A 22,328-nucleotide genomic window follows, 5' to 3' on the forward strand; every position below is an offset into this window, starting at 1 on the left:
GCGTGGCGAGCATTGCCGAGGCATTAGCGCAGGCTCACTTGCCGAACTCGGACAGCGCCGCGTTGGATGCCGAGTTATTGCTGGCCCATGTGCTGCAGAAGAACCGCACTTACCTCCGCACGTGGCCAGAGCGTGAGTTATCGACTGAACAGGCAGCGGCGTTTCAGGCGCTGTTAGCGCGCCGCCAACAGGGCGAGCCGGTGGCCTATTTGCTCGGCAGCCAAGGCTTTTGGAGCTTGGACTTAGCCGTAGCGCCGCATACCTTGATTCCCCGCCCCGATACCGAAAGCTTGGTGGAAGCCGCGCTGGCGCTTAACTTGCCCGCGCTGGCCCGTGTGCTCGACTTAGGCACCGGCACCGGCGCGATTGCCTTGGCGCTGGCCAAAGAGCAGCGCGGCTGGCAGGTGTTGGGTGTCGACCGTATCGCCGAGGCCGTGGCGCTGGCGCAGGCTAACGCGCAGCGCAATCAGGTCAGTAATGCGCAGTTTGCGTTGAGTAATTGGTTTGCCGACTTAGCGCCGCAGCGGTTTGCGCTGATCGTCAGTAACCCACCGTATATCGCCGAGGCCGATCCGCACCTTGAGCAAGGCGATGTGCGCTTTGAGCCGCGCTCGGCGCTCACCGCCGGCCACGATGGCTTGGCCGATATCCGCCAGATTATTGCCCAAGCGCCATCGTGGTTAAGCGCTGGCGGTTGGTTGTTATTCGAACACGGCTACGATCAAGCCGCCGCCGTGGCTGCACTGCTGGTCGAGCAAGGCTTTGTGCAGATTACTCAGCGGGAAGATTTAGCCGGGCACATCCGCGTGACGGGAGGGCAGTGGCCGCATGCAACTGAATGACGAAGACCTGCTGCGCTACAGCCGGCAGATCCTGTTAAAGCAAGTGGATATCGAAGGTCAGCAGCGCTTGGCCGCTGGCCGCGTGTTGCTGATTGGCTTGGGCGGGCTTGGCTCGCCAGTGGCGTTGTACTTGGCCGCTGCCGGGGTCGGTGAGCTGCATTTGGCCGATTTCGATCGGGTCGATTTAACCAACCTGCAACGCCAAGTGATTCACGATGGCGACTCGCTCGGCCAGTCGAAGGTGATTTCTGCCAGCAGCCGCATTGCCGCGCTGAATCCGCAAGTGCGCTGCGTGTTGCATGAGCGCGGTTTGGATGCCGACAGCCTAAGCGCTGCCGTGGCGGCGGTGGATGTGGTGGTCGATTGCACCGATAACTTCACCACCCGCGAAGCGATCAATGCCGCGTGTGTGGCGGCGAAAAAACCATTGGTTAGCGGCGCGGCGATTCGTTTGGAAGGCCAGCTCAGCGTGTTCGACCCGCGTGAGGCAAGCAGCCCCTGCTACCACTGCCTGTACGGGCATGGCAGCGAAGAGCAACTGACCTGCTCCGAAGCGGGCGTGCTTGGCCCGGTGGTCGGCACTATCGGTTGCCTGCAAGCGCTGGAAGTGTTGAAACTGTTAGCCGGTTTCGGTCAGCCCTTGGTAGGTCGTTTGATGTTATTTGATGCACTAAACAGCCAGTTCCGCGAGCTAAAAGTGCGTCGCGACCCGGCCTGCGCGGTGTGTGGCGGTGATGGTCACTAACGCGCCGATTGGCGTGTTCGACTCCGGCGTCGGCGGTTTGTCGGTGCTGGGCGAAATTCGTCAGCAGTTGCCACACGAGTCGTTGTTGTACGTTGCCGATTCGGGCTTTGTGCCTTACGGCGAGCGCACGCCGGAGTTTATCCGCGAGCGCTGCGCACTGATCAGCCAGTTTTTGTTAGCGCAAGGCGCCAAAGCGCTGGTGGTGGCTTGTAATACCGCCACAGCCGCTGCCGTGGCGGCGCTGCGCGAAACCTATCCGCAGGTGCCGATTGTTGGCATGGAGCCCGCGGTTAAGCCCGCCGCGCAGGCTACGCGCAGCGGTAAAGTGGGTGTGTTAGCGACCACCGGCACGTTAAAAAGCGCCAAGTTCGCCGCCTTGCTCGACCGTTTTGCGCAAAACGTTGAGGTGCATACCCAGCCTTGCCCAGGCTTAGTGGAGCAAATCGAAGCGGGTGAGCTGGACAGCCCGCGCACCGCTGAACTGCTCACCGCCTTTACCACGCCCTTGCTGGCGGCCGGTTGTGACACGCTGATTCTGGGCTGCACCCATTACCCCTTCGTGCGGCCTTTGCTCACGCGGTTATTGCCCGCTGAGATCAGCCTGATCGATACCGGCGCTGCCGTGGCGCGGCAGTTACAGCGTCAGCTCAGTCAGCATGGTTTGTTGGCCGCCGCCGAGCCGCTGCCTGCGGCAACCCGCTTTTGGACCAGCGGCGAACTCGCGCCACTGCAGCGCGCCTTGCCGCTGTTGTGGGGCGAGGCGGGCGAAGTGGCCAAACTGCCGGTCTAAACCACGTAAGACCAAGCTTGCCTGCGCCATGTACGGCGATCGGGGCTATAGTTGTAGAGCAAGGTTTTGACTGACAAGGAGTGGGTTATGGCCAACCAATCAACACTCTCGTTACTGCTGGTTGCTGCCTTAGCGGCAGGCAGTGCTCAAGCAGCGGATATTTCTGTCGAGGCCGGCAGCAGCAGTGAATCGACCACCACCTTGCGCGCGGGTGCGCAGTGGGCTTTCGACAGCCAGTGGTATGCCACTGAAACGGGGCATTTAAGCGGCTATTGGGATTTGGGTTACACCTATTGGGATGGCGATGACGCCAGCAGCAACCACAGCGTGTCGTTTAGCCCGGTGCTGGTGTATGAGTTTGCCGGTGAGTCGGTCAAGCCGTACCTTGAGTTCGGCATCGGCGCGGCTGTGTTTAGCTCTACCGAGCTGGAAGATCAGCGTTTGGGTTCAGCCTTTCAGTTTGAAGATCGCTTAGGTGTCGGCCTGCGCTTTGGCGATCAGCATGACCTTGGTTTGCGCGTGTATCACTACTCTAATGCGGGCATTAAAGACCCCAACGACGGGGTAGAGAATGTCACCCTGCGCTATCGCTTGAGTTTTTAAGCCTGTTCCGCAACGGGCTTGAGCCAATAAAAAACCGCCGATGATTCGGCGGTTTTTTATGGCTGGCAGGCAGTGGATTTAATCAGCGAGCAGCTCACATACAGCGTTGAACTGCGCAGCCATTAAATCCTTAGCCGCCCAGATAGGCCTTACGCACATCCTCATTCACCAGCAGCGCTGCGCCGGTGTCTTCCATAACGATGCGGCCGTTTTCCAGCACGTAGCCACGGTCAGCCAGCTTCAGCGCTTGGTTGGCGTTTTGCTCGACCAAGAAGATGGTCATGCCTTCGCTGCGCAGTTTTTCGATGGTGTCGAAAATCTGCTGGATGATGATCGGCGCCAAGCCCAGCGACGGCTCGTCGAGCAGCAGCAGTTTGGGTTTGCTCATCAAGGCGCGGGCAATGGCGAGCATTTGTTGTTCGCCGCCAGACATAGTGCCGCCGCGCTGGTCGTAACGCTCTTTCAAGCGCGGGAACAGCTCCAGCACGTGCTCAAGGGTGGTGTCGAAGTCGCTCTTGGCGGTAAAGAACCCGCCCATGGCGAGGTTCTCTTCCACGGTTAAGCGGGCAAAGATGCGTCGGCCTTCCGGCACCACGGCGATGTCTTTGCGCATGATCTCGGCGGTGGACAGCTGCGTGATGTCTTCGCCGTTGTAGCGAATCTGTCCGCTGGCGGCGCGCGGGTCGCCACACAGGGTCATCAGCAGGGTCGATTTGCCTGCGCCGTTGGCGCCGATCAGGGTGACGATTTCGCCGCGATCGACTTTAACGCTGACATCGTGCAGCGCCTGCACTTTGCCGTAGAAGGTCGAAACCTTATCGAATTCCAGCAGCATGCCTTACTCCTCACCCAGATAGGCTTTGATCACCGCCGGGTTCTGACGAACTTCGTCCGGCGTGCCATCGGCCAGCGGTGTGCCTTGGTTGATCACGTAGATGTAGTCAGAAATGCTCATCACCAACTTCATGTCGTGCTCAATCAGCATCACAGTGACATCGTGCTCGTCACGCAGCAGGGCGATCAGGGCTTTGAGGTCTTCGGTTTCTTTCGGGTTTAGGCCAGCGGCGGGTTCGTCGAGCATCAGGATGCGCGGGCGCGTCATCATGCAACGGGCGATTTCCAAGCGGCGCTGTTGGCCATAGGCCAAGGTGCCGGCGGGGCGGTTGGCAACATCCACCAGATCCACTTCTTCCAGCCAGTGGGCAGCGTATTCCATGGCGGCTTTTTCGCTGCGACGGAAGCTCGGGGTCTTCAACAGACCGCCCAAGAAGCTGGTGTTGAGGTGACGGTGCTGGGCTACCAAGAGGTTTTCCACCGCGGTCATCTCTTTAAACAGACGCACGTTTTGGAAAGTACGCACCACGCCTTTGCGGGCAATCTCGTGGCCGGCCAGTTGGTGTACCGGCTCGTCGTCAAGCAGGATCACGCCGCTGGTGGGCTGGTAGAAGCCGGTCAGGCAGTTAAATACGGTGGTTTTACCGGCGCCGTTGGGGCCAATAATCGACACCACTTGCTTGGGCTGCACGCTCAACGCGACATTGTTGACGGCCAGCAGACCGCCAAAGCGCATGGTCAGCCCGCTGACTTCTAGAATCGGGCGGCTCATGGTTTTAGCTCCAAGTGGGGGCGCTGCATGGGCAACAAGCCCTGCGGACGCCAAATCATCATCAGCACCATCAGGGCGCCAAACATCAGCATGCGGTATTCGTTAAATTCGCGTGCCACTTCTGGCAGCAGGGTGAGCACCGCTGCGGCGAGAATCACTCCCAGCTGCGAGCCCATGCCGCCGAGCACCACGATGGCGAGAATGATTGCCGACTCGATAAAGGTGAACGACTCAGGGGTCACCAAGCCTTGGCGAGCAGCAAAGAAGCAACCAGCGAAACCGGCAAAGCTGGCGCCTAAGGTAAAGGCCGAGAGCTTGATGGTGGTGGGGTTCATGCCCAGCGCACGGCAGGCGATTTCGTCTTCGCGCAGCGCTTCCCACGCGCGGCCAATCGGCATGCGCAGCAGGCGGTTGATCACGAACAGGGTAATCAGCACCAGCAGCAAGGCGATCAGGTAGAGGAAGATCACCTTGTTCACCGAGTTGTAAGCAATGCCGAAATACTCGTGGAAGGTCTGCATGCCTTCGGCGGCGCGGCGGTCGAAGCTCAGGCCAAACAGGGTCGGCTTGTCGATGCCGCTGATGCCGTTAGGGCCGCCGGTGTATTCGGTGAGGTTACGCAGCAGAATGCGGATGATTTCACCAAAACCGAGCGTCACGATGGCTAAGTAGTCACCGCGCAAACGCAGCACCGGGAAGCCCAGCAGGTAGCCAAAGATGGCCGCCATGATGCCGGCAATCGGCAGCGCGGTCCAAAAGCCGAAGCCTGCGTATTCGCTGAGCATGGCGTAGGTGTAGGCACCCACGGCGTAGAAGCCCACGTAGCCTAAGTCCAACAGGCCGGCCAAGCCGACCACGATGTTCAGACCGAGACCGAGCATCACGTAGATCAGTACTAGGGTGGCCAAGTCGACCGCGCCACGGCTGGCAAAGAACGGCCAGATCAAGCCGATCACGATCAGCGCGACTAAGCCCCAACGCTGGGTGGATGGCAGGGTCAGGAAGTTGCTGACGCCCTCCGGCACAAGCGGGCCTTGGCGCTGCGGGATCAGACCGGCAATGCCGTCACGCAGCAGCTGCCAAACAAAGATACCGATGGCGCAGGCAACGATAGACCACTGCACTTTAGCGCTGGCGCCGGTGACCACGAGGGTGATGCCGTCGAGGGTTAAGCGCAGGTTGAGCACTGGCACGGCCAGCGCAAATACCAGCAAGGCGCTGAAGAAGGCGAACTTGAAATTCTTGGCCATCAGACTTTCTCCACTTCCGGACGGCCGAGAATGCCGGTGGGACGGAACAACAGCACCAGAACCAGCAGGCTGAAGGCCACCACGTCTTTGTACTGATCGCCAAACAAGTCGGCGCCGAAGGCTTCGGCAACGCCTAGCAGTAGGCCACCGAGCATAGCGCCGGGAATGCTGCCGATGCCGCCCAATACCGCAGCGGTAAAGGCTTTAATGCCGGCCAAGAAGCCCAAGTGCGGGTTGACCACGCCGTATTGAATGCCCAACAGCACGGCGGCTACCGCTGCCAGCACAGCGCCGATGACAAAGGTCAGGGCGATGATGCCGTTGGTGTTGATGCCCAGCAGGTTGGCCATCTTCAAGTCTTCCGCGCAGGCGCGGCAGGCGCGGCCAAGGCGCGAGCGAGAGATAAACGCGGTCAGGCCGGCCATGCAGATAAAGGTCACGACAAAGATCATGATCTGCATGTAGGAGATCACCACGCCGGTGGCCTCGTCAGCACCAATCACCACATTGCCGGTGATCAGGCTGGGGATGGCCATGTTCTTCGAGCCTTGCGCGAGGAGTACCTCGTTCTGCAAGAAGATCGACATGCCGATCGCTGAAATCAGGGGGATCAAACGGTTGCTGCCGCGCAGCGGCCGGTAAGCAACCCGCTCGATGCTGTAGCCGTAGGCGCTGGTGACGATAATCGCCGCGGCAAAGGCGCAGGTGACCAGTAAGGGCACGCTGTCTAAGCCGAACATGGTCATGCCAGCGATGACGATAAAGGCTACGTAGGAACCGATCATGTACACCTCGCCGTGGGCGAAGTTAATCATGCCGATAATGCCGTACACCATGGTGTAACCAATGGCGATCAGCGCGTAGGTGCTGCCAATGGTCAAACCATTAATCAGCTGCTGTAAGTAGTGATAGTGCTCAAGCATCTCTAAACCTCGGGGGGTGCCCGCAGTAAAGGTGTTACGTGCAGAGTCCGTGCTGTACGCAAGGTGTTGCAGGGGTGCTGCAACGTCTGGGCTGAACCGGTGCGGTTCATCGCGGCTCATCGTGAGCCGTCGGCAGCTGTATTTCTGCTGCCTTGGTTAAAACAAAGCCCACTGCAGGGTCGCAGTGGGCTTTGTTGGCAGGCTGAGATTACTCGGTCAGAGCAGTCTTAGTGCCGTCGGCGTGCCACTGGTACACCACGAAGGAGAAGTCCTTCAGGTCGCCTTTTTCATCAAAGGCCAGGGTGCCAGTCGGGGTGTCGAAGCTGTTGGCGCGCAGCGCAGCAGCGACTTTCTCGGTGTCGGTGCCACCGGCTTTGGTCATGCCTTCAGCCATCACTTGTACCGCAGCGTAAGCCGGGAAGACGAACGGGCCGCTTGGGTCATCGCCTTTGGCTTTGAATGCTTCAACCAGCGCGGCGTTCTTGGCGTCTTGGTCGAACGACTTCGGCAGGGTTACCAGCAGGTTTTCCGACGCTTCGCCAGCAATCGCGGAGATCTCTTTGTTACCTACGCCTTCCGGGCCCATGTACTTGGCGCTCAGGCCTTTTTCCGCCGATTGACGCAGGATTAGGCCCAGCTCTGGGTGGTAGCCGCCGTAGTAAACGAAGTCGACGCCTTCTTTCTTCAGCTTGGCGATCAGCGCGGAGAAGTCTTTGTCGCCAGCGTTGATGCCTTCGAACAGGGCAACCTTGATGCCAGCGGCTTCAACGGTTTCTTTAACGGCGGTAGCGATACCTTCACCGTACTGCTGCTTGTCATGGATAACGGCCATGACTTTCGGCTTCACGGTGTTGGCAATGTAGTTACCGGCGGTCGGGCCTTGCAGGCTATCCAGACCGATGGTGCGGAATACCAGCTGGTAGCCGCGGGTGGTGATTTCCGGGCTAGTAGAAGCCGCGGTGATCATCAGGATGCCTTCGTCTTCGTAGATGTCAGACGCTGGCTGAGTGGAGCTGGAGCACAGGTGGCCAACCACGTAAGAGATGCCATCGTTAACGATTTTGTTGGCAACGGCTACGGCTTGCTTAGGTTCGCAGGCGTCGTCGTAGATCACGCCTTCGAGTTGCTGGCCGTTAACCCCGCCGGCCTTGTTGATTTGTTCGATGGCCATCTTGGCACCAACGAACTGCATTTCGCCGTATTGCGCTACCGGGCCGGTTACCGGGCCTGCCAGAGCAATTTTGATGGTATCGGCGGCATAGCCTTGGGCGGCAACGCCAGCCAGGGCAATGGCGGCAAACAGCTTGGACAGTTTGGTCGCTTTCATGCGTGCTCCACTCTCTTTTTTTAGTGTTTGAATCGTTTTTATTGTGGTTGGGAGTAACCCTCGTGCCGGCGTCCCAGCAACCCCCAACAACTGTACCGGAACAGTTTAGGGGCGAGGGCGCAGGCTGCCTAGCGCTTGGCAGATGGCCAGTGTCGGCATGTCGCATGGCTGTAAAAAAGTTACAGCAAAACGGCGTGGCGGTCGTGGCGGTCTACCGGGCATACACTCAACCTTGTTCGACCGGCGGCAGGGGCTATCATGGGCGCCCTTACCGCAGGAGTCGCAACATGACTGAAGAAGTTAGCACGCTTTACGCCAATCTGCTGGGCGAAACCGCGCGTATTGGCTGGGCTGAGTTGATGCCGTTTTTCGCCAAGGGCCAAGTTTTGTGGGTGGCGCCAAGCTTAGATTTAGTCGGCGTGGCTGAAGCCATGGCTGAAGATCGCGGCCAAGAAGTGGCTGCGTGGATGCAAGCTGGGCAGCTGCAGCGCTTAAGCGATGAGCACGCAAGCCAGTGGAGCGAAAACGACCCCGATAATCTGTGGGCCGTGGTGCTATCGCCTTGGGTGTTAGTGCAAGCGCGCGAGGCTAGTGCGCAGCAATAAAGGCTGCGCTAGCCTAAGCGTGTTCAATCAAGAAAGGAGTTCGCCATGTTTCGCCCCGGACATTTACACCGCAGCCTTATTGCTGAGGGCGACCGCCCAGCATTGGCGCTGACCTTTGAATACACCTTAGGCCATGATGAGCGGCAGGGCGAAGGTGTTGACTTTGTGTTGTTTGGCACCCTAGGCACGCAGACGCTTAATGAGCGGTTTTTTTTGCCGCGTGATTCGGCGTTTAACTTCGCTCACGAAGTTAATCTGATTTTGACCAAGCATGGTTTGCCTAGCCGTGGCGGGCCGGTGATGTTCTTCCATGATGAATATGATCAGGTGTTTGCCGATGTGCGCCGCTTAGTGCACGGCGAAGCGGGTGAAGCAGTAGATCTGCGCGAGTTCGAGTAACGCCGCGTTGCGCACTTAGCGCACCACCCAGCGTTGGCGCAGCCATTGGCTTAAGCCGTCGACGCCGATCACTAACAGCAACATGGCCAAGATCACCGCGCTGGCGTGGCTTTCTTGAAACAGGCTTAGGTGCACGTAGAGCATTTGCCCTAAGCCGCCGGCGCCGACAAAACCCAGCACGCTGGCCATGCGGATGTTGTTCTCCCAGCGATACAAGGTATACGCCAACAACTGTGGCCATAGATTCGGCAAGGTGCCGTAGATAAAGGCTTGCAGGCGACTGGCGCCGGCCATACGCAGTGCATCGGCGCTGCTACTGGGGGTGTTTTCTAGGGCTTCGGCAAATAGACGGCCGAGTACCCCGGCGGTATGCAGGGCCAGCGCCAGGGTGCCGGCATTCGGGCCTAGCCCCGCCGCCAATACCATCAACATGGCCCAGACCAGTTCGGGAATCGCCCGCAAGGCATTCAGTAGTAAACGGCTGATGGCTAGTGCGGCAGCGCCCCAGCGGCCGCTGGCCGGCAGTGCCAGGGCTAAACCGAGCAGCGCGGCAGCTAAAGTGCCGATGGCGGACATGGCCAAGGTTTCGAGTGCGGCATTCAGCAGCCCTGTCCATTGCCCGCCGGGTAACGCCGGTGGCCAGAAGCGTCCGGCGTAGTCGACTAATAGCGCTGGGGTGCGGCTAGCCGCCAACTCGCTCAGGTTCAGCGGCAAATAGGCATAGGCGCTGGCCACCGCGAGCAGAATAAAGAGCAGGGCTAAGCCCGCGCGGCGGCTCATGTCAGCAGCGCCTTGCGCAGCACGCGGCTCAATCCATCGGCCAGTGCGACGAGCAGAATAAAGGCCAGCAATAAGGTGGCGACTTCTGCGCCGGCAAACATGCGTAGCGACAGCTCCACCTGCTGGCCCAAGCCGCCGGCGCCGACAATGCCCATCACCACCGAGGCGCGCAGTGCACATTCCCAGCGGTATACGCTGTACGACACCAGTTCATCGCCAGCGCTGGGCAGCACGCCGTAGCAAAACGCTTGCAGGCGTGAGCTGCCGGCGGCGAGCAGGGCGCGCGCGGGCTTGGGGTCGGTGGATTCAAAAATCTCCGCATACACCTTGCCGAGCATGCCGCCGTAGGTGATGGCGATAGCCAATACGCCGGCCGTGGGGCCAAGGCCGACGGCGCGCACAAACAGCAAAGCCCAGACAATTTCTGGAATGCTGCGCAGCACCACTAACAACAAGCGCAGCGGCGCGCGGACAAAACTGCCCGCGCTGGCCGCACGGCCGCTGAAGTGCCGGCGCGATAACACCCGCGTCACTAACAGCGCCAAGGGCATGCCGAGTAAAAACGCCAGTGCCATACCTACGGTGGCCATAGCTAAGGTTTCTAGCGTGGCGTGCAGCACTAAGGTTAAAAACTCGCGATCGTGCGCCAGTGGCCAAAAGCCGTCGAGAAACTGGCCCATGTTCTGCCGGTTCTCAGCCGCTAACAGCAGGGCAGGATTGAACTCGCTCAGTTGCAGGCCCGGCCATAGCAGCACGATGGCCAATAGGCTGATGGCAAGGCGCGGCAAACTGGCGGGGTCGCGGAGCGTGGCCATATCAGCAGCGCGGAATGTGAATCACGGTGGGGTTGCTCGGCACAGGGCTGCCAAGGCGCTCGTTGGCGTACAGCGCTTTCAGTTGTGCGGGGCTGACTTCGTTACTCGGCAGATCAAACGCCACCACGCCATCGCGCAGGCCAATCACCCGTGGGAACAGGCTTAACGCTAAATCGACGTTATGCAGGCTGGCCACCAGCGTGGCGCTGTGCTTGCGTGCCTGCTCGGTGAGGGTGCGCAAGGTGTGTTGCGCGAGGTGTGGGTCCATCGCCGAGACGGGTTCGTCGGCCAAGATTAACTGGGCTTGCTGATACAACACGCGGGCGATGCCGACGCGTTGCAGTTGGCCGCCGGAAAGCTGATCGCAGCGCTCGAAGAGTTTTTCGCTGATATCCAGCTGGGTGAGGATGCGGCGCGGGCCGTCGAGGTCTTGCGGGCTAAACCAGTTGCGCAGGCTGTGCAGTAACGACCACTGCCCCAAGCGTCCAGCGCCGATCGCGCTAATCACCCGTTGCCGGGGCGGCAGCGGCGGTTGCTGATGAATCAAGCCAATGCGGCTACGCAGCTCACGCAGGCCACGTGCGCTGAGTTGCCACGGTGCTTGCGCATCGAGCAGGTATTGCCCTTGGGTGGGCTTCAGTTGGCAGCCGAGCAGGCGTAGCAGGGTGGTTTTGCCCGCGCCGGAGGGGCCAATAATCGCCACGTGTTCGCCGTGGGCGATGGTTAAATCCAGTGGCGCAAGGCCAGCACGGCTGCCGGCATGAGTAAAACCCATGCCGGTCAGTTGTAGCTGCATGGCTTACTGCAACAGGCCTGCGCTGCGCGCGGCGTCTTCAATGCCTTGGTAGTTTTCTGGCGCAGTCTCGATAAAGCGGCTGGCCGCTTGCAGATCGAGAATCGCTTTGTGCTCGGGGTTAGCCGGATCTAAGGCCAAAAACGCGGCTTTGATCTTGGCGGTTAGAGCCGGGTCTAAGTTGCCGCGTACCGTCCAGTTGTAGTCGTAGTAGGGCTTAGTGGTGGCAAATACTTGTACTTTGTTGGTGTCGACTTTGCCGGCAGCGACCAGCTTGTCCCAAACGGAAGCATTCAGCACGCCAGCGCTGACCTTGCCGGACTCGACCCACGCGGCGGTGGCGTCATGCGCGCCAGAAAACGCGATGCGCGAGAACAGTTGCTCCGGCACTTGGCCGTCTTGCTGCATAAAGTAGCGCGGCATCAGGTGGCCCGAGGTGGACGACGGTGAGCCAAAGGCAAAGGTCTTACCTTTAAGGTCAGCAACGCTTTTTACGCTGGCATCGCTGGTGATGAACTTGCTGGTGAAGGTGGCGTCTTGCTCACGCTGCACCAGTGGGATGGCGTTGCCGGTTTTGATCCGCGCCTGCACAAAGGTGAAACCGCCCAGCCACGCCAAGTCCACACGATCACTGGCCAGTGCTTCAACCACGCCAGCGTAATCGGTCACCGGGGTGAACTTCACCGGCATGCCGAGCTGTTGCTCAAGGTAGGCGCCGAGCGGTTTGAACTTGCGCAGCAGTTCAGTGGGGGCTTCGTCAGGAATCGCCGAGACGTTTAAAACATCAGCGGCCAGCGAGAAAGAAGAGGACAGGCATAGGGCTACGCCCGCAGCCCAAGACAGGGTACGACGGATCATCACGGTATCTCCGGTTCAATAGCGGAAAAGGCCGCTAGTGTAAGGGTTTTACCGTCAATTGCCACCGCACGCCCTGCCTTACGGCGACTTAGCCGTGGCTCGCTTCGATGGTTTGCATGGCATTGCGTGCCGCTTGGGTTAGCGCGCTGCGTAGCCATTGCAGGGCGGGTTCTTGAGTGCGACCGCTGTGCCAGCTTAGGTAAACGGGGAAGGGTCGGGTGGGCCAGGGTAGCTCGAATTGGCGCAGGTTTAATGCTTGGCCAAAGTGGTGGTAATGCCAGCGCGAGGTGACGCACAGCCAGTCATTCATGCTGGTTAATAACAGCAGGGTGCTCATCGAGTCGCACTCATAAGCCACGCGGCGCGGCGGCAGGTTTTGATCGGTGAGCGAATTGAGCAGCCAAGTGTTATGCCGGCGCGTGCTCCAAATGGTGTGCGGCTCATCGAAGAACTGCTCATAACCGATTTTCTTGCCAATACGCGGGTGTGCCTTGCGGCAGACCACGACCATTTCGTCTTTGAGCAATAGCTCATCGACAAAACCACGGGTTTCAAACGGTACTGAGGTCAGCGCTAGATCCACCGCGCGCATGCGCAGGGCGTGGTGGCGGTCGTCGTCCATGATCTTGTCGTTGACCCACTCGATGGTGATGTGCGGCGCTTGCTCGCTGATGATCTGTTGCAAGGGGCCGACCAAGCGCGCGTCGATATCCGCATGGCTGGCAATGCGAAAATGCCGTGGGCTGCTTGCCGGGTTGAACTGGCTATTCAGTTCAATGCCGCGTTCTAGCTCTTGCAGTGCGCCTTGCACTTGCTCATGCAAGGCCAAGGCGGTGGCAGTGGGCGCAATGCCCCGGCCATGACGCACAAACAAACTCTCGTGGATGTGTTCTTGCAGACGGCTTAACGCTTGGCTGATCGCCGGGGCTGTCATGTGCAGCTGCTCGGCGGCTTGAGTCACGGTACCGCAGGTCATCACTGCGTCAAAAACACGCAGCAGGTTGAGGTCAAAGGCGCGCATGGTTGTGTTTGTCGGTGGCGGAATGACTCGCTCACTGTAGCAAAACGAATCGCGCTCTTAGTCATGGCTTATTGGTGGCCGAGATTGGCTAGTGGCGGGCGTTGCCGCGCTTAGCCTGTTGGGTGTGCCGTTCAACCGATTAGCCGATGGCTGCGCATGAAAACGCTGAACCCAAGCTTGGGCTCAGCGTTTTTGCAGGGAAAGACAACCACGGCGGGTGGTTAGAACACGGCAGACAGGTTGGGCAAGATCAGTAGCAAGTAAATCGCAACAGCCACGACGCCAACCTGCCGCACAGCTTTTTGTTGTTGCTGGCTCATAGACGTATGCCTTTGTTGTTGTTGGCTGCTGGGCGTTGGCTGGTGGTGTCGGCCCGCTCGGCAGTGGCATTAAACGGTGAAAGCAAAACACCGCTGGATGATTGTGCAGACCCTCGGCAAAGCCCCGAGCGGTCTGGTTATTAGTCTAGTTCGGGGGCTGTGCAGGCTTAGAACCAATCGCAACAAAAGCGCATGGTTTGGAAAATAGCCGCTCTGGCATGCGGGCTTGGCGCGGCTTTTTGGCCAATAGCTGGGCTGCACGCGTCACGCGCGGGGTTTGCAGGCAGGCCAATTTGGTCAATGGCCTTGAGCTGATCTGTCATTGTCGGCTGCCATCGCTAAGCGCAAGGTAAATGGCACGGTGCGTCTGTCGCGCTGCATAACCATAACCAAGCCTGAGGATTTTGATTCCCATGAGCGAAGCCTACATTTTCGATGCCGTGCGCACACCGCGTGGCAAAGGCAAAAAAGACGGCTCCCTGCACAGCGTTAAGCCCGTGGACTTAGCGGCTGGCCTGCTGCGAGCCCTGGTCGAGCGTAACCAGTTAGACACCAGCCATGTGGATGACGTGGTGCTCGGCTGCGTGACCCCGGTGGGCGACCAAGGTGCCGATATCGCCAAAACCGCTGCCATGGTGGCCGGTTGGGATGAGAGCGTGGCGGGCGTGCAGATCAACCGTTTCTGCGCCTCGGGCCTTGAAGCCGTGAACCTCGGCGCGATGAAAGTGCGCTCAGGCTTCGAAGATTTAGTCGTGGTCGGCGGGGTGGAATCCATGTCGCGCATCCCTATGGGCTCGGACGGCGGCGCTTGGGCGATGGACCCGGCCACTAACCTGCAAACCGAATTCGTGCCGCAAGGTATTGGTGCCGACCTGATTGCCACGCTGGAGGGTTTCAGTCGTGCGGATGTGGACGCCTTTGCCCTGCGCTCGCAGCAAAAAGCTGCCAAGGCCTCGGCCTCGGGCGCATTTAGCAAATCTTTGGTGCCGGTGCGTGACCAAAACGGCATCACCTTGCTCGATCACGACGAGTTCATCCGTGGCGACTCCACCTTAGAGGGCCTCGGCAAGCTCAAGCCGAGCTTTGAAATGATGGGCCAGATGGGCTTTGACGCCACCGCGCTGCGTAAGTACTCGCACGTTGAGGCCATCAACCACGTGCACACCCCCGGCAACAGCTCCGGCATTGTCGACGGTGCCGCTCTGATGCTGATCGGCTCTGAGGCCAAGGGCAAAGAGCTGGGCCTAAAAGCCCGTGCGCGCATTGTCGCCACCGCGGTGACCAGCACCGACCCGACCATCATGCTCACTGGCCCCGCGCCGGCCACCCGCAAAGTGCTGGCCAAAGCCGGTTTGTCGGTGTCGGACATCGACCTGTTTGAAGTCAACGAAGCGTTCGCCTCGGTGGTGATGAAGTTCATGAAAGACATGGGCGTCAGCGAAGACAAGGTCAACGTCAACGGCGGCTCCATCGCCATGGGCCACCCGCTGGGCGCCACCGGTTGCGCCATTCTCGGCACCCTGCTCGATGAGCTGGAAGCGCGTAAACAGCGCTACGGCCTCGCCACCCTTTGCGTGGGCGGCGGTATGGGTATTGCCACCATTATCGAACGCGTGTGAGCCGGGAGAAGAAAATGACTGACGCCATCCGTTACGAAAAAGGTCAGGACAACATTGTCGTGCTGACCATGGATATGCCCGGCCAAAGTGCCAACACCATGAACGCGACGTACCGCGCAGCCATGGCCAAGGTGGTTGAGCGCCTTGAGGCGGAAAAAGACAGCCTCGCCGGGGTGATTGTCACCAGCGCGAAGAAAACCTTCTTCGCCGGCGGCGACTTGAATGAATTGGTCAAAGTGACCAAAGCCGACGCCGAAGCCTTCTACCGCATGATTTTGCAGGTCAAAGGCGACCTGCGCCGTTTGGAAACCCTCGGCAAACCGGTGGTCGCCGCCATCAATGGCGCGGCGCTGGGCGGGGGTTGGGAGATTGCCTTGGCCTGTCATCACCGCATTGCGCTGAACAACGCCAGCATCCAGTTGGGCCTGCCGGAAGTCACCTTAGGTCTGCTGCCCGGTGGCGGTGGGGTGGTGCGTATGGTGCGCCTGCTGGGGATCGAAAAAGCCCTGCCGTATTTGGCCGAAGGCAAAAAAGTGCGCCCTGATGCGGCGCTAAAAGCCGGTTTAGTCCACGAATTGGCCGACAACACCGATGACATGCTGGCCAAGGCCCGCGCCTGGATTGCCGCCAATCCGCAAGCGGCGCAGCCGTGGGATGTGAAGGGCTACAAGATTCCCGGTGGCACGCCGAGTACCCCGGCGGTGGCACAAATGCTGGCGATTGCGCCCAGTGTGCTGCGCAGCAAAACCAAGGGCTGCTTCCCGGCGCCGGAGAAAATTCTCGCCGCCGCCGTGGAAGGCGCGCAGGTCGACTTCGACACCGCGCAGCTGATCGAAGCCCGCTACTTCACCGAGCTAACCACCGGGCAAGTGGCGAAGAACATGATCAACACCTTCTGGTTCCAGCTCAACGAGATCAACGCCGGCCAGTCGCGTCCGCAAGGTTTCGACGTGCGCCCGACCAAGAAAGTCGGTGTGCTCGGCGCCGGCATGATGGGCGCAGGCATTGCCTATGTGTCCGCCGCAGCGGGTATCGAGGTGGTGCTCAAAGACGTGTCGGTGGAAGCGGCCGAGAAGGGTAAAAACTACTCTGCCAAACTATTGGAGAAGAAAGTCGCCAAGGGCCACATGACGGCCGAGAAACGCGATGCCTTCTTGAGCCTGATCACGCCAACCGCCAGCGAAGCCGACTTTGCCGGTTGCGACTTGATTATCGAAGCCGTGTTTGAAGACCGCGACCTGAAAGCCAAGGTGACTTCGGCGGCGGAAAGCGCAGCGCTCAGTGATGCGGTGATTGCCTCGAACACCTCGACCTTGCCGATCACCGGCTTGGCCACGGCCGTTAAGCAGGCTGAAAAGTTTATTGGCCTGCACTTCTTTAGCCCCGTGGACAAAATGCCGCTGGTGGAAATCATCCGTGGCGCGCAAACCAATGACGAAACCTTGGCCCGCGCCTTCGACTACGTGTTGCAGATCAAGAAGACGCCAATCGTGGTCAACGACAGCCGTGGCTTCTTCACCTCACGCGTGTTCGGCACCTTCACCAACGAAGGCTTGGCCATGTTGGGCGAGGGCGTGTCGGCGGCGATGATCGAAGCCGAAGCGCGCAAAGCCGGCATGCCGGTTGGCCCGCTGGCGATCAGCGACGAAGTGTCGATGAGCCTGATGGCGCACATCCGCCAGCAAACCGTGGCCGACCTGCAAGCCGAAGGCAAAGCCGTGCCCGAGCACCCTGCGTTTGCCGTGATCGACCTGATGCTGCACGAGTTCAAACGCCCCGGCAAAGCCGCTGGCGGTGGTTTCTACGACTACCCAGCAGGTGGCAAAAAGCGCCTGTGGTCGGAGTTGAAACAGCGCTTTGAAAAAGCCGAGGCGCAGATTTCTGCCGAAGACGTGCGCGACCGCATCCTGTTTATTCAGGCCATTGAAACCGTGCGTTGCGTGGAAGAGGGCGTGCTGAAAAGCGTGGCCGACGCCAACATCGGCTCGATCTTCGGCATCGGCTTTGCTGCGTGGACTGGCGGTGCGCTGCAGTTCATCAACCAATACGGCGTGAAAGACTTTGTCGCCCGCGCCGAGTACTTGGCTGAGCAGTACGGTGAGCGCTTCCAGCCGCCAGCACTGTTGCTGGAGAAAGCGGCTAAAGGCGAAGGCTTTTAACGGAGCCTTTAGCGCCTACAACGACAACGCCCCGGTTGTGGTGACCGGGGCGTTGTTGTTTTTGCGAGTTTTAGCTTCTGTTTAGATAGGCGCTGATTAAATCGGCGCCTGCTTAGAAGCTGTAGATCAAAGTGGCACGTGCGTTCAACGGAGCGCCGGGCACGATGTTGTTATTGTTGTGCGCGCTTTGCGCGTATTCCTTGTTGGTGAGGTTTTCCACGTTCACTTGCAGCGCTAAGTCTGCGCTGATGGTGTGGTAAACCGCCGCGTCAAAGCGGGTGTAGCCCGGCAGCAGAGTGCTTTGCGAGGCGGTGGGCACCGCCGCGTACATTTGCGCACGGCTGATCATGCCCAGCGCCACGCCCCAACGGTCGTTCAGGTCGTAACGGTTCCACAGCGAGAAGGTTTCTTCCGGGGTTTGTGCCAGCTCGGCGCCTTCGGCAATCGCGCTGCTGCCGGTGCCTTGGGCTTCGGTGATTTCACCGTCTTGCCAAGCGTAACCGCCGAACATACTCCACTGCTCGGTGATATTCCCGCTCACGCCCAGCTCAAAGCCTTGGGTTTGTTGGCCGTCGACCAAAATGCTCTGGGTCGGATTGCTCGGGTCTTGGATGGCTACGTTCTGGCGCTCCAGTTGATACAGCGCGGCGGTCACCGCCAGTGCTGGGGTGATGTCCCACTTGGCGCCCACTTCATGGTTGATGAACTTCTCCGGGCTCAGTGCGCTGCTGCTGGGGGTGAGATCCACCACTTGATCGCCGGCGCGCGGCACGAAGGTTTCGCTGTAGCTGGCGTATAGCGAGACGTTCTCAATCGGCTTGAAGATCAAACCGGCACGCGGCGACAGTTTGTCGTCGGTGGTGTTGGTTTGGGTGTTGGCCAGATTGTCGCGGTGATCCACCTTGAAGCGGTCTTGACGCAGGCCCAGCACCAGTTCCCACTGGTCCGACAGCACCACTTGGTCTTGCAGGTAGACGGCGGCAATGTCGGCCTCGCTCTGACGGTCGCGCGACAGCTTAGTGAAGCTCACCGGGCCGTTATAGGTAGGGTTAGCTGCAGTGACGTTGCCGAGGGTTTCGCCGCTTTGCGGAATCAACCGGCGGTTATCGGTGTCTTGCTGGCCGAACTCAGTACCCAACAGCAGTTTGTGGGTGATGCTGCCGGTGTGCAGGGTGTAGAGCAGGTCGGTTTGGTTGATCAGGTTTTCCCGCTCGGTTTCGTCGCGGTAGGCACCGATCCGCACGTTGCCATCGTTCTGCATGGCGCGGGTGATGTAGACGTTCTGGTAGTACTTGTCGTAATCGGCGTAGCGCAGGCGGTTACGCAGGGTGACGCCGTTATTGAACTCGTGCTCGACCAATGCGTTAAACGCGTGGGTGTCAGTTTCGTTGGGGCTTTGTGCGGCGTTACCCCAGAAGGTGTCGGTTTCCCCCAGCTGCCAAGGGCGGTTGCCTAAGCTGCTGTTGCCCGCGCCGTTAACCGACGGCACGCCACGGTCACCAATGCGCTGGTCATTAAAGTATTCGGCGCTCAGCACTACCTTGGTCTGCTCGCTGGGGCGCAGGGTCATGGTGGGGGTGAGGCCGTAACGTTTGAGATCAACGCCATCGCGGTAGCTGTGGCTGTCTTCGTAGACGGCGTTAAGGCGCAGGGCGACGTTGTCGTTGACTGGACTGCCAACGTCTAGCGTGCTGCGGCGGTGATCCCACGAGCCGTACGACAAGCTGATTTCGCGCACTGGGTCCCAGCCGGCTTCTTTGCTCACGCGGTTGATCACCCCGCCGGCGCCGCCACGGCCAAAGATCATCGCGTTAGCGCCTTTGAGCACTTCGATGCGGTCGGTGTTGTACAGGTCGCGGTAGGTTTGTACGTCGTCGCGCATGCCGTCGAGGTAGAAGTCGCCGGTGCTGACGCCTGCACCACGGAAGTTCACCGCGTCGCGGTTGCCTTCGCCTTGCGAGGCCTGCACGCCCGGCACGTATTGCACCACTTCGCTGACGCTTTGCAACGACATGTCTTTGATCAGGTCTTGCGGCACTACGGTGACGCTTTGCGGTACGTCGATCAGCGCGGTGTCGGTCTTGGTCGCGGTGCGGCTTTGTTTGGCGTTGTAGCCTTTGACCGGACGGGTGTCGCTTTGTTGTTCGCCGACGACATCCACAGTACCCATGCTGTGGGTACGCTCAGCAGCATGACTGGACAACGAGACAGACACAGCACACAGGGCCGCGGCCAAAGGCAGCAGCTGGAAAGCAGGGCGAGACATGGGCGAAGCACCTCAAAAAGGCGGGGGAGGAAATTTCGCCGCTATTCTTCACAATCAAGAATTATTAGCAATATCACTTAGATATTATTTAGCTTTAATTTTCAGTCTTGCCCTTGGTCAATATTGGCCTGTCATAGGTGTGTTGGGCTGTGCTGCTTTGCCGCGTGAAGCGGTTTAGTGCTGCAAAGAAAAACGCCTGCACAGGGCTGTGCAGGCGTTTTGCGCTGGCGGGTGGGGCTTAGCCGTGGCGGCGTTACACCTTAAAGCGCCCCAGCAGTTTGTTTTGCTGGCTCACTTGGTCGCCCATCAGGCCGCATTGCTGCACTTGCTGCTCGGCACCACCGGCGACGTCTTGGCTGATGTCGCGGATATTGGTGGTGTTGCGGTTGATCTCCTCGGTGGTGGCGCTTTGCTCTTCGGCGGCCGTGGCGATCTGCAGGTTCATGTCGTTGATGCGGGTAATCGCGTCGCGAATTTTGTGCAGCGATTCGTTGGCCGCGCTGGCTTCTTCGGCGGTTTGCGTGGCGCTGTCGCGGTTGATGCGCATCTTCTCTTCGGCTTGTTTCACGCCGCTGGACAGCTGGTCGATCATCTCGCGAATTTCGCGGGTGGATTCTTGTGTGCGCGAGGCCAGCGAGCGCACCTCGTCGGCCACCACAGCAAAGCCTCGGCCAGATTCACCGGCGCGCGCCGCTTCAATCGCCGCGTTCAAGGCCAGCAGGTTGGTTTGTTCGGCAATGCCGGTGATCACCGAGAGAATCGACTCGATGTTATGGCTGACTTTGGCCAGTTCGTTAATCGCATGGCTGGTGTCGTCCATGTCATTGGCCAGCTGCTTGATGGCGTCGGTCGAGCGTGACACCACGCGCACGCCTTTGGCGGTTTCTTCGTTGGCGGCATTGGCGGCGCTGGCGGCTGCCTGCGCGTTACGCGCCACTTCTTCGGCGGTGGCGGCCATTTCGTGCATCGCAGCGGCCAGTTGATCAAGCTCTTGCAACTGCTGCTGCAAGTGGCTGGAGGCATGCTCGGCGGCGTTGGAGGTCAGCACTGTGCTTTGGCGCACTTGGCTGGCGCTGCCCAGCACTTCGCTGATCAGTTTCTGCAAGCTTTCGAGGAAGCTGTTGAACTCTTGCGAGACTTGCGTCAGCTCGTCGTTGCCGGTCACTGGCAGGCGGCGGGTGAGGTCGCCTTCGCCACGGTTGATCTCCGACAGCGAGCGCTGCAACTCAGTCAGTGGGGCGAGCAATTTGCTCATCAGCAGGGTCAGCAGGCCAATGCTGATCAGCACGCCGACTACAGTGCCCACCACGGCTTTCCAGCGCAGGCTGTTGGCCGAAGCCATGACGATGTCTTCATCCAGCACCACGCCGATATACCAGTCCATGCCTTGCAGGTTATCGAGGTGGGTAAAAGACACTAAACGGTCGCCGGCTTTGGTGCTCACTTCGGTGAGTTCGGGGTTAAGCGCCGGGCGCTGACCATCGAACAACTCGCTATAGGCTTTGCCGTTTAGCTTGGCATCGGGGTGGGAAATGATGTTGCCGTTCTTGCTCAGCAAGAAGGCATAACCGGCGCCGTTGAAGTCCAGCGTGTTGACCGCTTTGGACACCGTTTGCAGCGACAGGTCACCACCAAAGGCACCCATAAACTGGCCCTTGTCGGTGAGCTTGGCGGTGGCGGAAATCAGAATTTCGCCAGTGCCGGCATCGGCATACGGTTCGGTCAGCACGGCGCGGCTGGCTTGCTTGGCGGTGCTGTACCACGGCCGCTGACGGGCATCCCAGTTGGTGGGGTTCCACGAGGTGTCGTTGGTGATGCGTGCGCCATCGGTTTCTAGACCACCAAAGATGAGCAAGAACTCACCCTTCAAAATGGGCCGGTCAAACACGTATTGAATTTGTTCGGCGCTGAAATTGCCGTCGATGCTCTGCGCCATCATGTCGATGAGGTGCAGTTTGCCGTTCAGCCAGTTTTCGATCTGCGTGGCCAGCGCGCTGCTGGATTCGCGAATGGAAGAGTTGGCTTCGGCGCGCAAGGTGTCACGCACTTGGCTGACTTGCGACCACGACAGCAAAGCGGCGGTGAGAAACAGCACTGTCGCGGCGGCAAGGCCCACTTTATGGGTGATTTTCATCGGGGTGCCCTGTTGGTTGGATGTCTTAGATGCCGTTTAAATCGGCATATACCGCACTTCCTTGAGGGCGCTGCACGGTTTTTGTGCGTGGCGCCTTGGCACTCCTTCGCAGCAGAACGTGCCGCATCAGCAGCGCGCTTGTGTATTGAGCCTAGACGCTAACGGCGCATTGCGCCTGCAAGGGGGTTAAACGCGCGACTGATTATTTATTGATCAAGGTCAATAAGTTTTCGGGCCTCGCGCCTTACTGTGAGCCCATCGCAAAGCAAGCAGGCAGACATCCTAAGGAGCGAGCCATGTTTATTGATGAAGTGGTTTTAGCCGGTGTGATCACCGTTGGCCTGATGATCGGTTTTCTCGGGGCTGTGGGGTATTTCGTGTGGAAGGATGCGCAGGGTAAGCGTAAGTCTTAACCGGCGTTTTGGAAGCACAGGTACACCCACGCAAGGTTTGGCGGGCTCATGGAAGCCCGC

Annotated in this window: 22 protein-coding genes; 10 read left to right on the forward strand and 12 right to left on the reverse strand. The window is 59.6% G+C overall.

The window, feature by feature from the left end:
• The first annotated feature begins 2 nt into the window (after positions 1 to 2).
• From prmC to BMX80_RS01850, 4 genes are all read left to right on the forward strand, one after another.
• Positions 3 to 842 carry a peptide chain release factor N(5)-glutamine methyltransferase gene (gene prmC, locus BMX80_RS01835; RefSeq protein WP_074864475.1) on the forward strand — a complete coding sequence of 280 codons (840 nt, stop codon included), beginning with the start codon at positions 3 to 5 and terminating at the stop codon, positions 840 to 842.
• A complete protein-coding gene (moeB, locus tag BMX80_RS01840; RefSeq protein ID WP_074864969.1) occupies positions 829 to 1,587 on the forward strand; it encodes a molybdopterin-synthase adenylyltransferase MoeB in 759 nt (252 codons plus the stop codon). Before prmC ends, moeB begins: the two co-directional genes overlap by 14 nt.
• Entirely contained in the window at positions 1,577 to 2,377 is an 801-nt protein-coding gene (gene murI / locus BMX80_RS01845) for a glutamate racemase (RefSeq protein ID WP_074864477.1), read from the forward strand. Before moeB ends, murI begins: the two co-directional genes overlap by 11 nt.
• A gap of 87 nt (positions 2,378 to 2,464) precedes the next feature.
• On the forward strand, positions 2,465 to 2,980 hold the full coding sequence (locus BMX80_RS01850; protein WP_074864479.1) for an acyloxyacyl hydrolase: 516 nt from the start codon (positions 2,465 to 2,467) through the stop codon (positions 2,978 to 2,980).
• Positions 2,981 to 3,110: 130 nt separating this feature from the next.
• On the opposite strand, the gene BMX80_RS01855 is transcribed toward BMX80_RS01850, so the two are convergent.
• From BMX80_RS01855 to BMX80_RS01875, 5 genes are all read right to left on the reverse strand, one after another.
• Positions 3,111 to 3,812 carry an ABC transporter ATP-binding protein gene (locus tag BMX80_RS01855; protein WP_071871961.1) on the reverse strand — a complete coding sequence of 234 codons (702 nt, stop codon included), beginning with the start codon at positions 3,810 to 3,812 and terminating at the stop codon, positions 3,111 to 3,113.
• A gap of 6 nt (positions 3,813 to 3,818) precedes the next feature.
• Positions 3,819 to 4,586, reverse strand: a complete 768-nt coding sequence (livG, locus tag BMX80_RS01860; RefSeq protein WP_071871876.1) for a high-affinity branched-chain amino acid ABC transporter ATP-binding protein LivG — start codon at positions 4,584 to 4,586, stop codon at positions 3,819 to 3,821.
• Positions 4,583 to 5,836 (reverse strand): high-affinity branched-chain amino acid ABC transporter permease LivM, encoded by a 1,254-nt coding sequence (locus BMX80_RS01865; RefSeq protein ID WP_071871875.1) that lies wholly within the window; start codon positions 5,834 to 5,836, stop codon positions 4,583 to 4,585. The genes livG and BMX80_RS01865 overlap by 4 nt, the downstream gene beginning before the upstream one ends.
• Positions 5,836 to 6,759 carry a high-affinity branched-chain amino acid ABC transporter permease LivH gene (gene livH / locus BMX80_RS01870; protein ID WP_071871874.1) on the reverse strand — a complete coding sequence of 308 codons (924 nt, stop codon included), beginning with the start codon at positions 6,757 to 6,759 and terminating at the stop codon, positions 5,836 to 5,838. Before livH ends, BMX80_RS01865 begins: the two co-directional genes overlap by 1 nt.
• A gap of 208 nt (positions 6,760 to 6,967) precedes the next feature.
• Entirely contained in the window at positions 6,968 to 8,086 is a 1,119-nt protein-coding gene (locus BMX80_RS01875; RefSeq protein WP_074864481.1) for a branched-chain amino acid ABC transporter substrate-binding protein, read from the reverse strand.
• A 287-nt stretch (positions 8,087 to 8,373) separates the two neighbouring features.
• Between BMX80_RS01875 and BMX80_RS01880 the strand changes: the two genes are divergently transcribed.
• Together BMX80_RS01880 and BMX80_RS01885 are read left to right on the forward strand one after the other, a co-directional pair.
• On the forward strand, positions 8,374 to 8,691 hold the full coding sequence (locus tag BMX80_RS01880; RefSeq protein ID WP_074864483.1) for a DUF2288 domain-containing protein: 318 nt from the start codon (positions 8,374 to 8,376) through the stop codon (positions 8,689 to 8,691).
• Between the two features lie 45 nt (positions 8,692 to 8,736).
• Positions 8,737 to 9,090: a DUF5064 family protein gene (locus tag BMX80_RS01885; protein WP_074864485.1), complete on the forward strand. Its 354-nt coding sequence runs from the start codon at positions 8,737 to 8,739 to the stop codon at positions 9,088 to 9,090.
• A gap of 15 nt (positions 9,091 to 9,105) precedes the next feature.
• Here the strand turns inward: BMX80_RS01885 and phnE are convergent, their stop codons facing one another.
• From phnE to BMX80_RS01910, 5 genes are all read right to left on the reverse strand, one after another.
• On the reverse strand, positions 9,106 to 9,870 hold the full coding sequence (phnE, locus tag BMX80_RS01890; protein ID WP_074864487.1) for a phosphonate ABC transporter, permease protein PhnE: 765 nt from the start codon (positions 9,868 to 9,870) through the stop codon (positions 9,106 to 9,108).
• Positions 9,867 to 10,685 (reverse strand): PhnE/PtxC family ABC transporter permease, encoded by an 819-nt coding sequence (locus tag BMX80_RS01895; protein ID WP_074864489.1) that lies wholly within the window; start codon positions 10,683 to 10,685, stop codon positions 9,867 to 9,869. The genes phnE and BMX80_RS01895 overlap by 4 nt, the downstream gene beginning before the upstream one ends.
• Before the next feature lies 1 nt (position 10,686).
• Entirely contained in the window at positions 10,687 to 11,481 is a 795-nt protein-coding gene (locus BMX80_RS01900; RefSeq protein ID WP_074864491.1) for a phosphonate ABC transporter ATP-binding protein, read from the reverse strand.
• A gap of 3 nt (positions 11,482 to 11,484) precedes the next feature.
• Positions 11,485 to 12,336, reverse strand: coding sequence for a putative selenate ABC transporter substrate-binding protein (locus tag BMX80_RS01905; protein ID WP_074864493.1), 852 nt, complete (start codon positions 12,334 to 12,336; stop codon positions 11,485 to 11,487).
• Positions 12,337 to 12,424: 88 nt separating this feature from the next.
• Positions 12,425 to 13,357, reverse strand: a complete 933-nt coding sequence (locus tag BMX80_RS01910) for a LysR family transcriptional regulator (protein ID WP_074864495.1) — start codon at positions 13,355 to 13,357, stop codon at positions 12,425 to 12,427.
• Between the two features lie 733 nt (positions 13,358 to 14,090).
• Here BMX80_RS01910 and BMX80_RS01915 point away from each other — a divergent pair.
• Both BMX80_RS01915 and BMX80_RS01920 read left to right on the forward strand, forming a co-directional pair.
• Positions 14,091 to 15,296, forward strand: a complete 1,206-nt coding sequence (locus tag BMX80_RS01915) for an acetyl-CoA C-acetyltransferase (protein ID WP_074864496.1) — start codon at positions 14,091 to 14,093, stop codon at positions 15,294 to 15,296.
• Positions 15,297 to 15,310: 14 nt separating this feature from the next.
• Positions 15,311 to 17,455 carry a 3-hydroxyacyl-CoA dehydrogenase NAD-binding domain-containing protein gene (locus BMX80_RS01920; protein WP_074864498.1) on the forward strand — a complete coding sequence of 715 codons (2,145 nt, stop codon included), beginning with the start codon at positions 15,311 to 15,313 and terminating at the stop codon, positions 17,453 to 17,455.
• Positions 17,456 to 17,567: 112 nt separating this feature from the next.
• Here the strand turns inward: BMX80_RS01920 and BMX80_RS01925 are convergent, their stop codons facing one another.
• The gene (locus tag BMX80_RS01925; protein WP_074864499.1) at positions 17,568 to 19,721 is read right to left on the reverse strand and encodes a TonB-dependent receptor; all 2,154 of its coding nucleotides are present in this window, start codon (positions 19,719 to 19,721) and stop codon (positions 17,568 to 17,570) included.
• On the opposite strand from BMX80_RS01925, the gene BMX80_RS17660 reads away from it, so the two are divergent.
• On the forward strand, positions 19,720 to 19,899 hold the full coding sequence (locus BMX80_RS17660) for a hypothetical protein (protein ID WP_139213994.1): 180 nt from the start codon (positions 19,720 to 19,722) through the stop codon (positions 19,897 to 19,899). The two genes, BMX80_RS01925 and BMX80_RS17660, sit on opposite strands and share 2 nt — an antisense overlap.
• A gap of 75 nt (positions 19,900 to 19,974) precedes the next feature.
• Here BMX80_RS17660 and BMX80_RS01930 read toward each other — a convergent pair whose 3' ends face one another.
• Positions 19,975 to 21,855 carry a methyl-accepting chemotaxis protein gene (locus tag BMX80_RS01930; protein ID WP_074864501.1) on the reverse strand — a complete coding sequence of 627 codons (1,881 nt, stop codon included), beginning with the start codon at positions 21,853 to 21,855 and terminating at the stop codon, positions 19,975 to 19,977.
• A 296-nt stretch (positions 21,856 to 22,151) separates the two neighbouring features.
• Here BMX80_RS01930 and ccoM point away from each other — a divergent pair, with 296 nt between their 5' ends.
• Positions 22,152 to 22,268, forward strand: coding sequence for a cytochrome c oxidase subunit CcoM (ccoM, locus tag BMX80_RS18030; protein WP_302848131.1), 117 nt, complete (start codon positions 22,152 to 22,154; stop codon positions 22,266 to 22,268).
• The last annotated feature ends 60 nt before the right edge of the window (positions 22,269 to 22,328 follow it).

It is taken from the genome of Atopomonas hussainii (genome assembly GCF_900109735.1).
Taxonomy (GTDB): Bacteria; Pseudomonadota; Gammaproteobacteria; order Pseudomonadales; family Pseudomonadaceae; genus Atopomonas; species Atopomonas hussainii.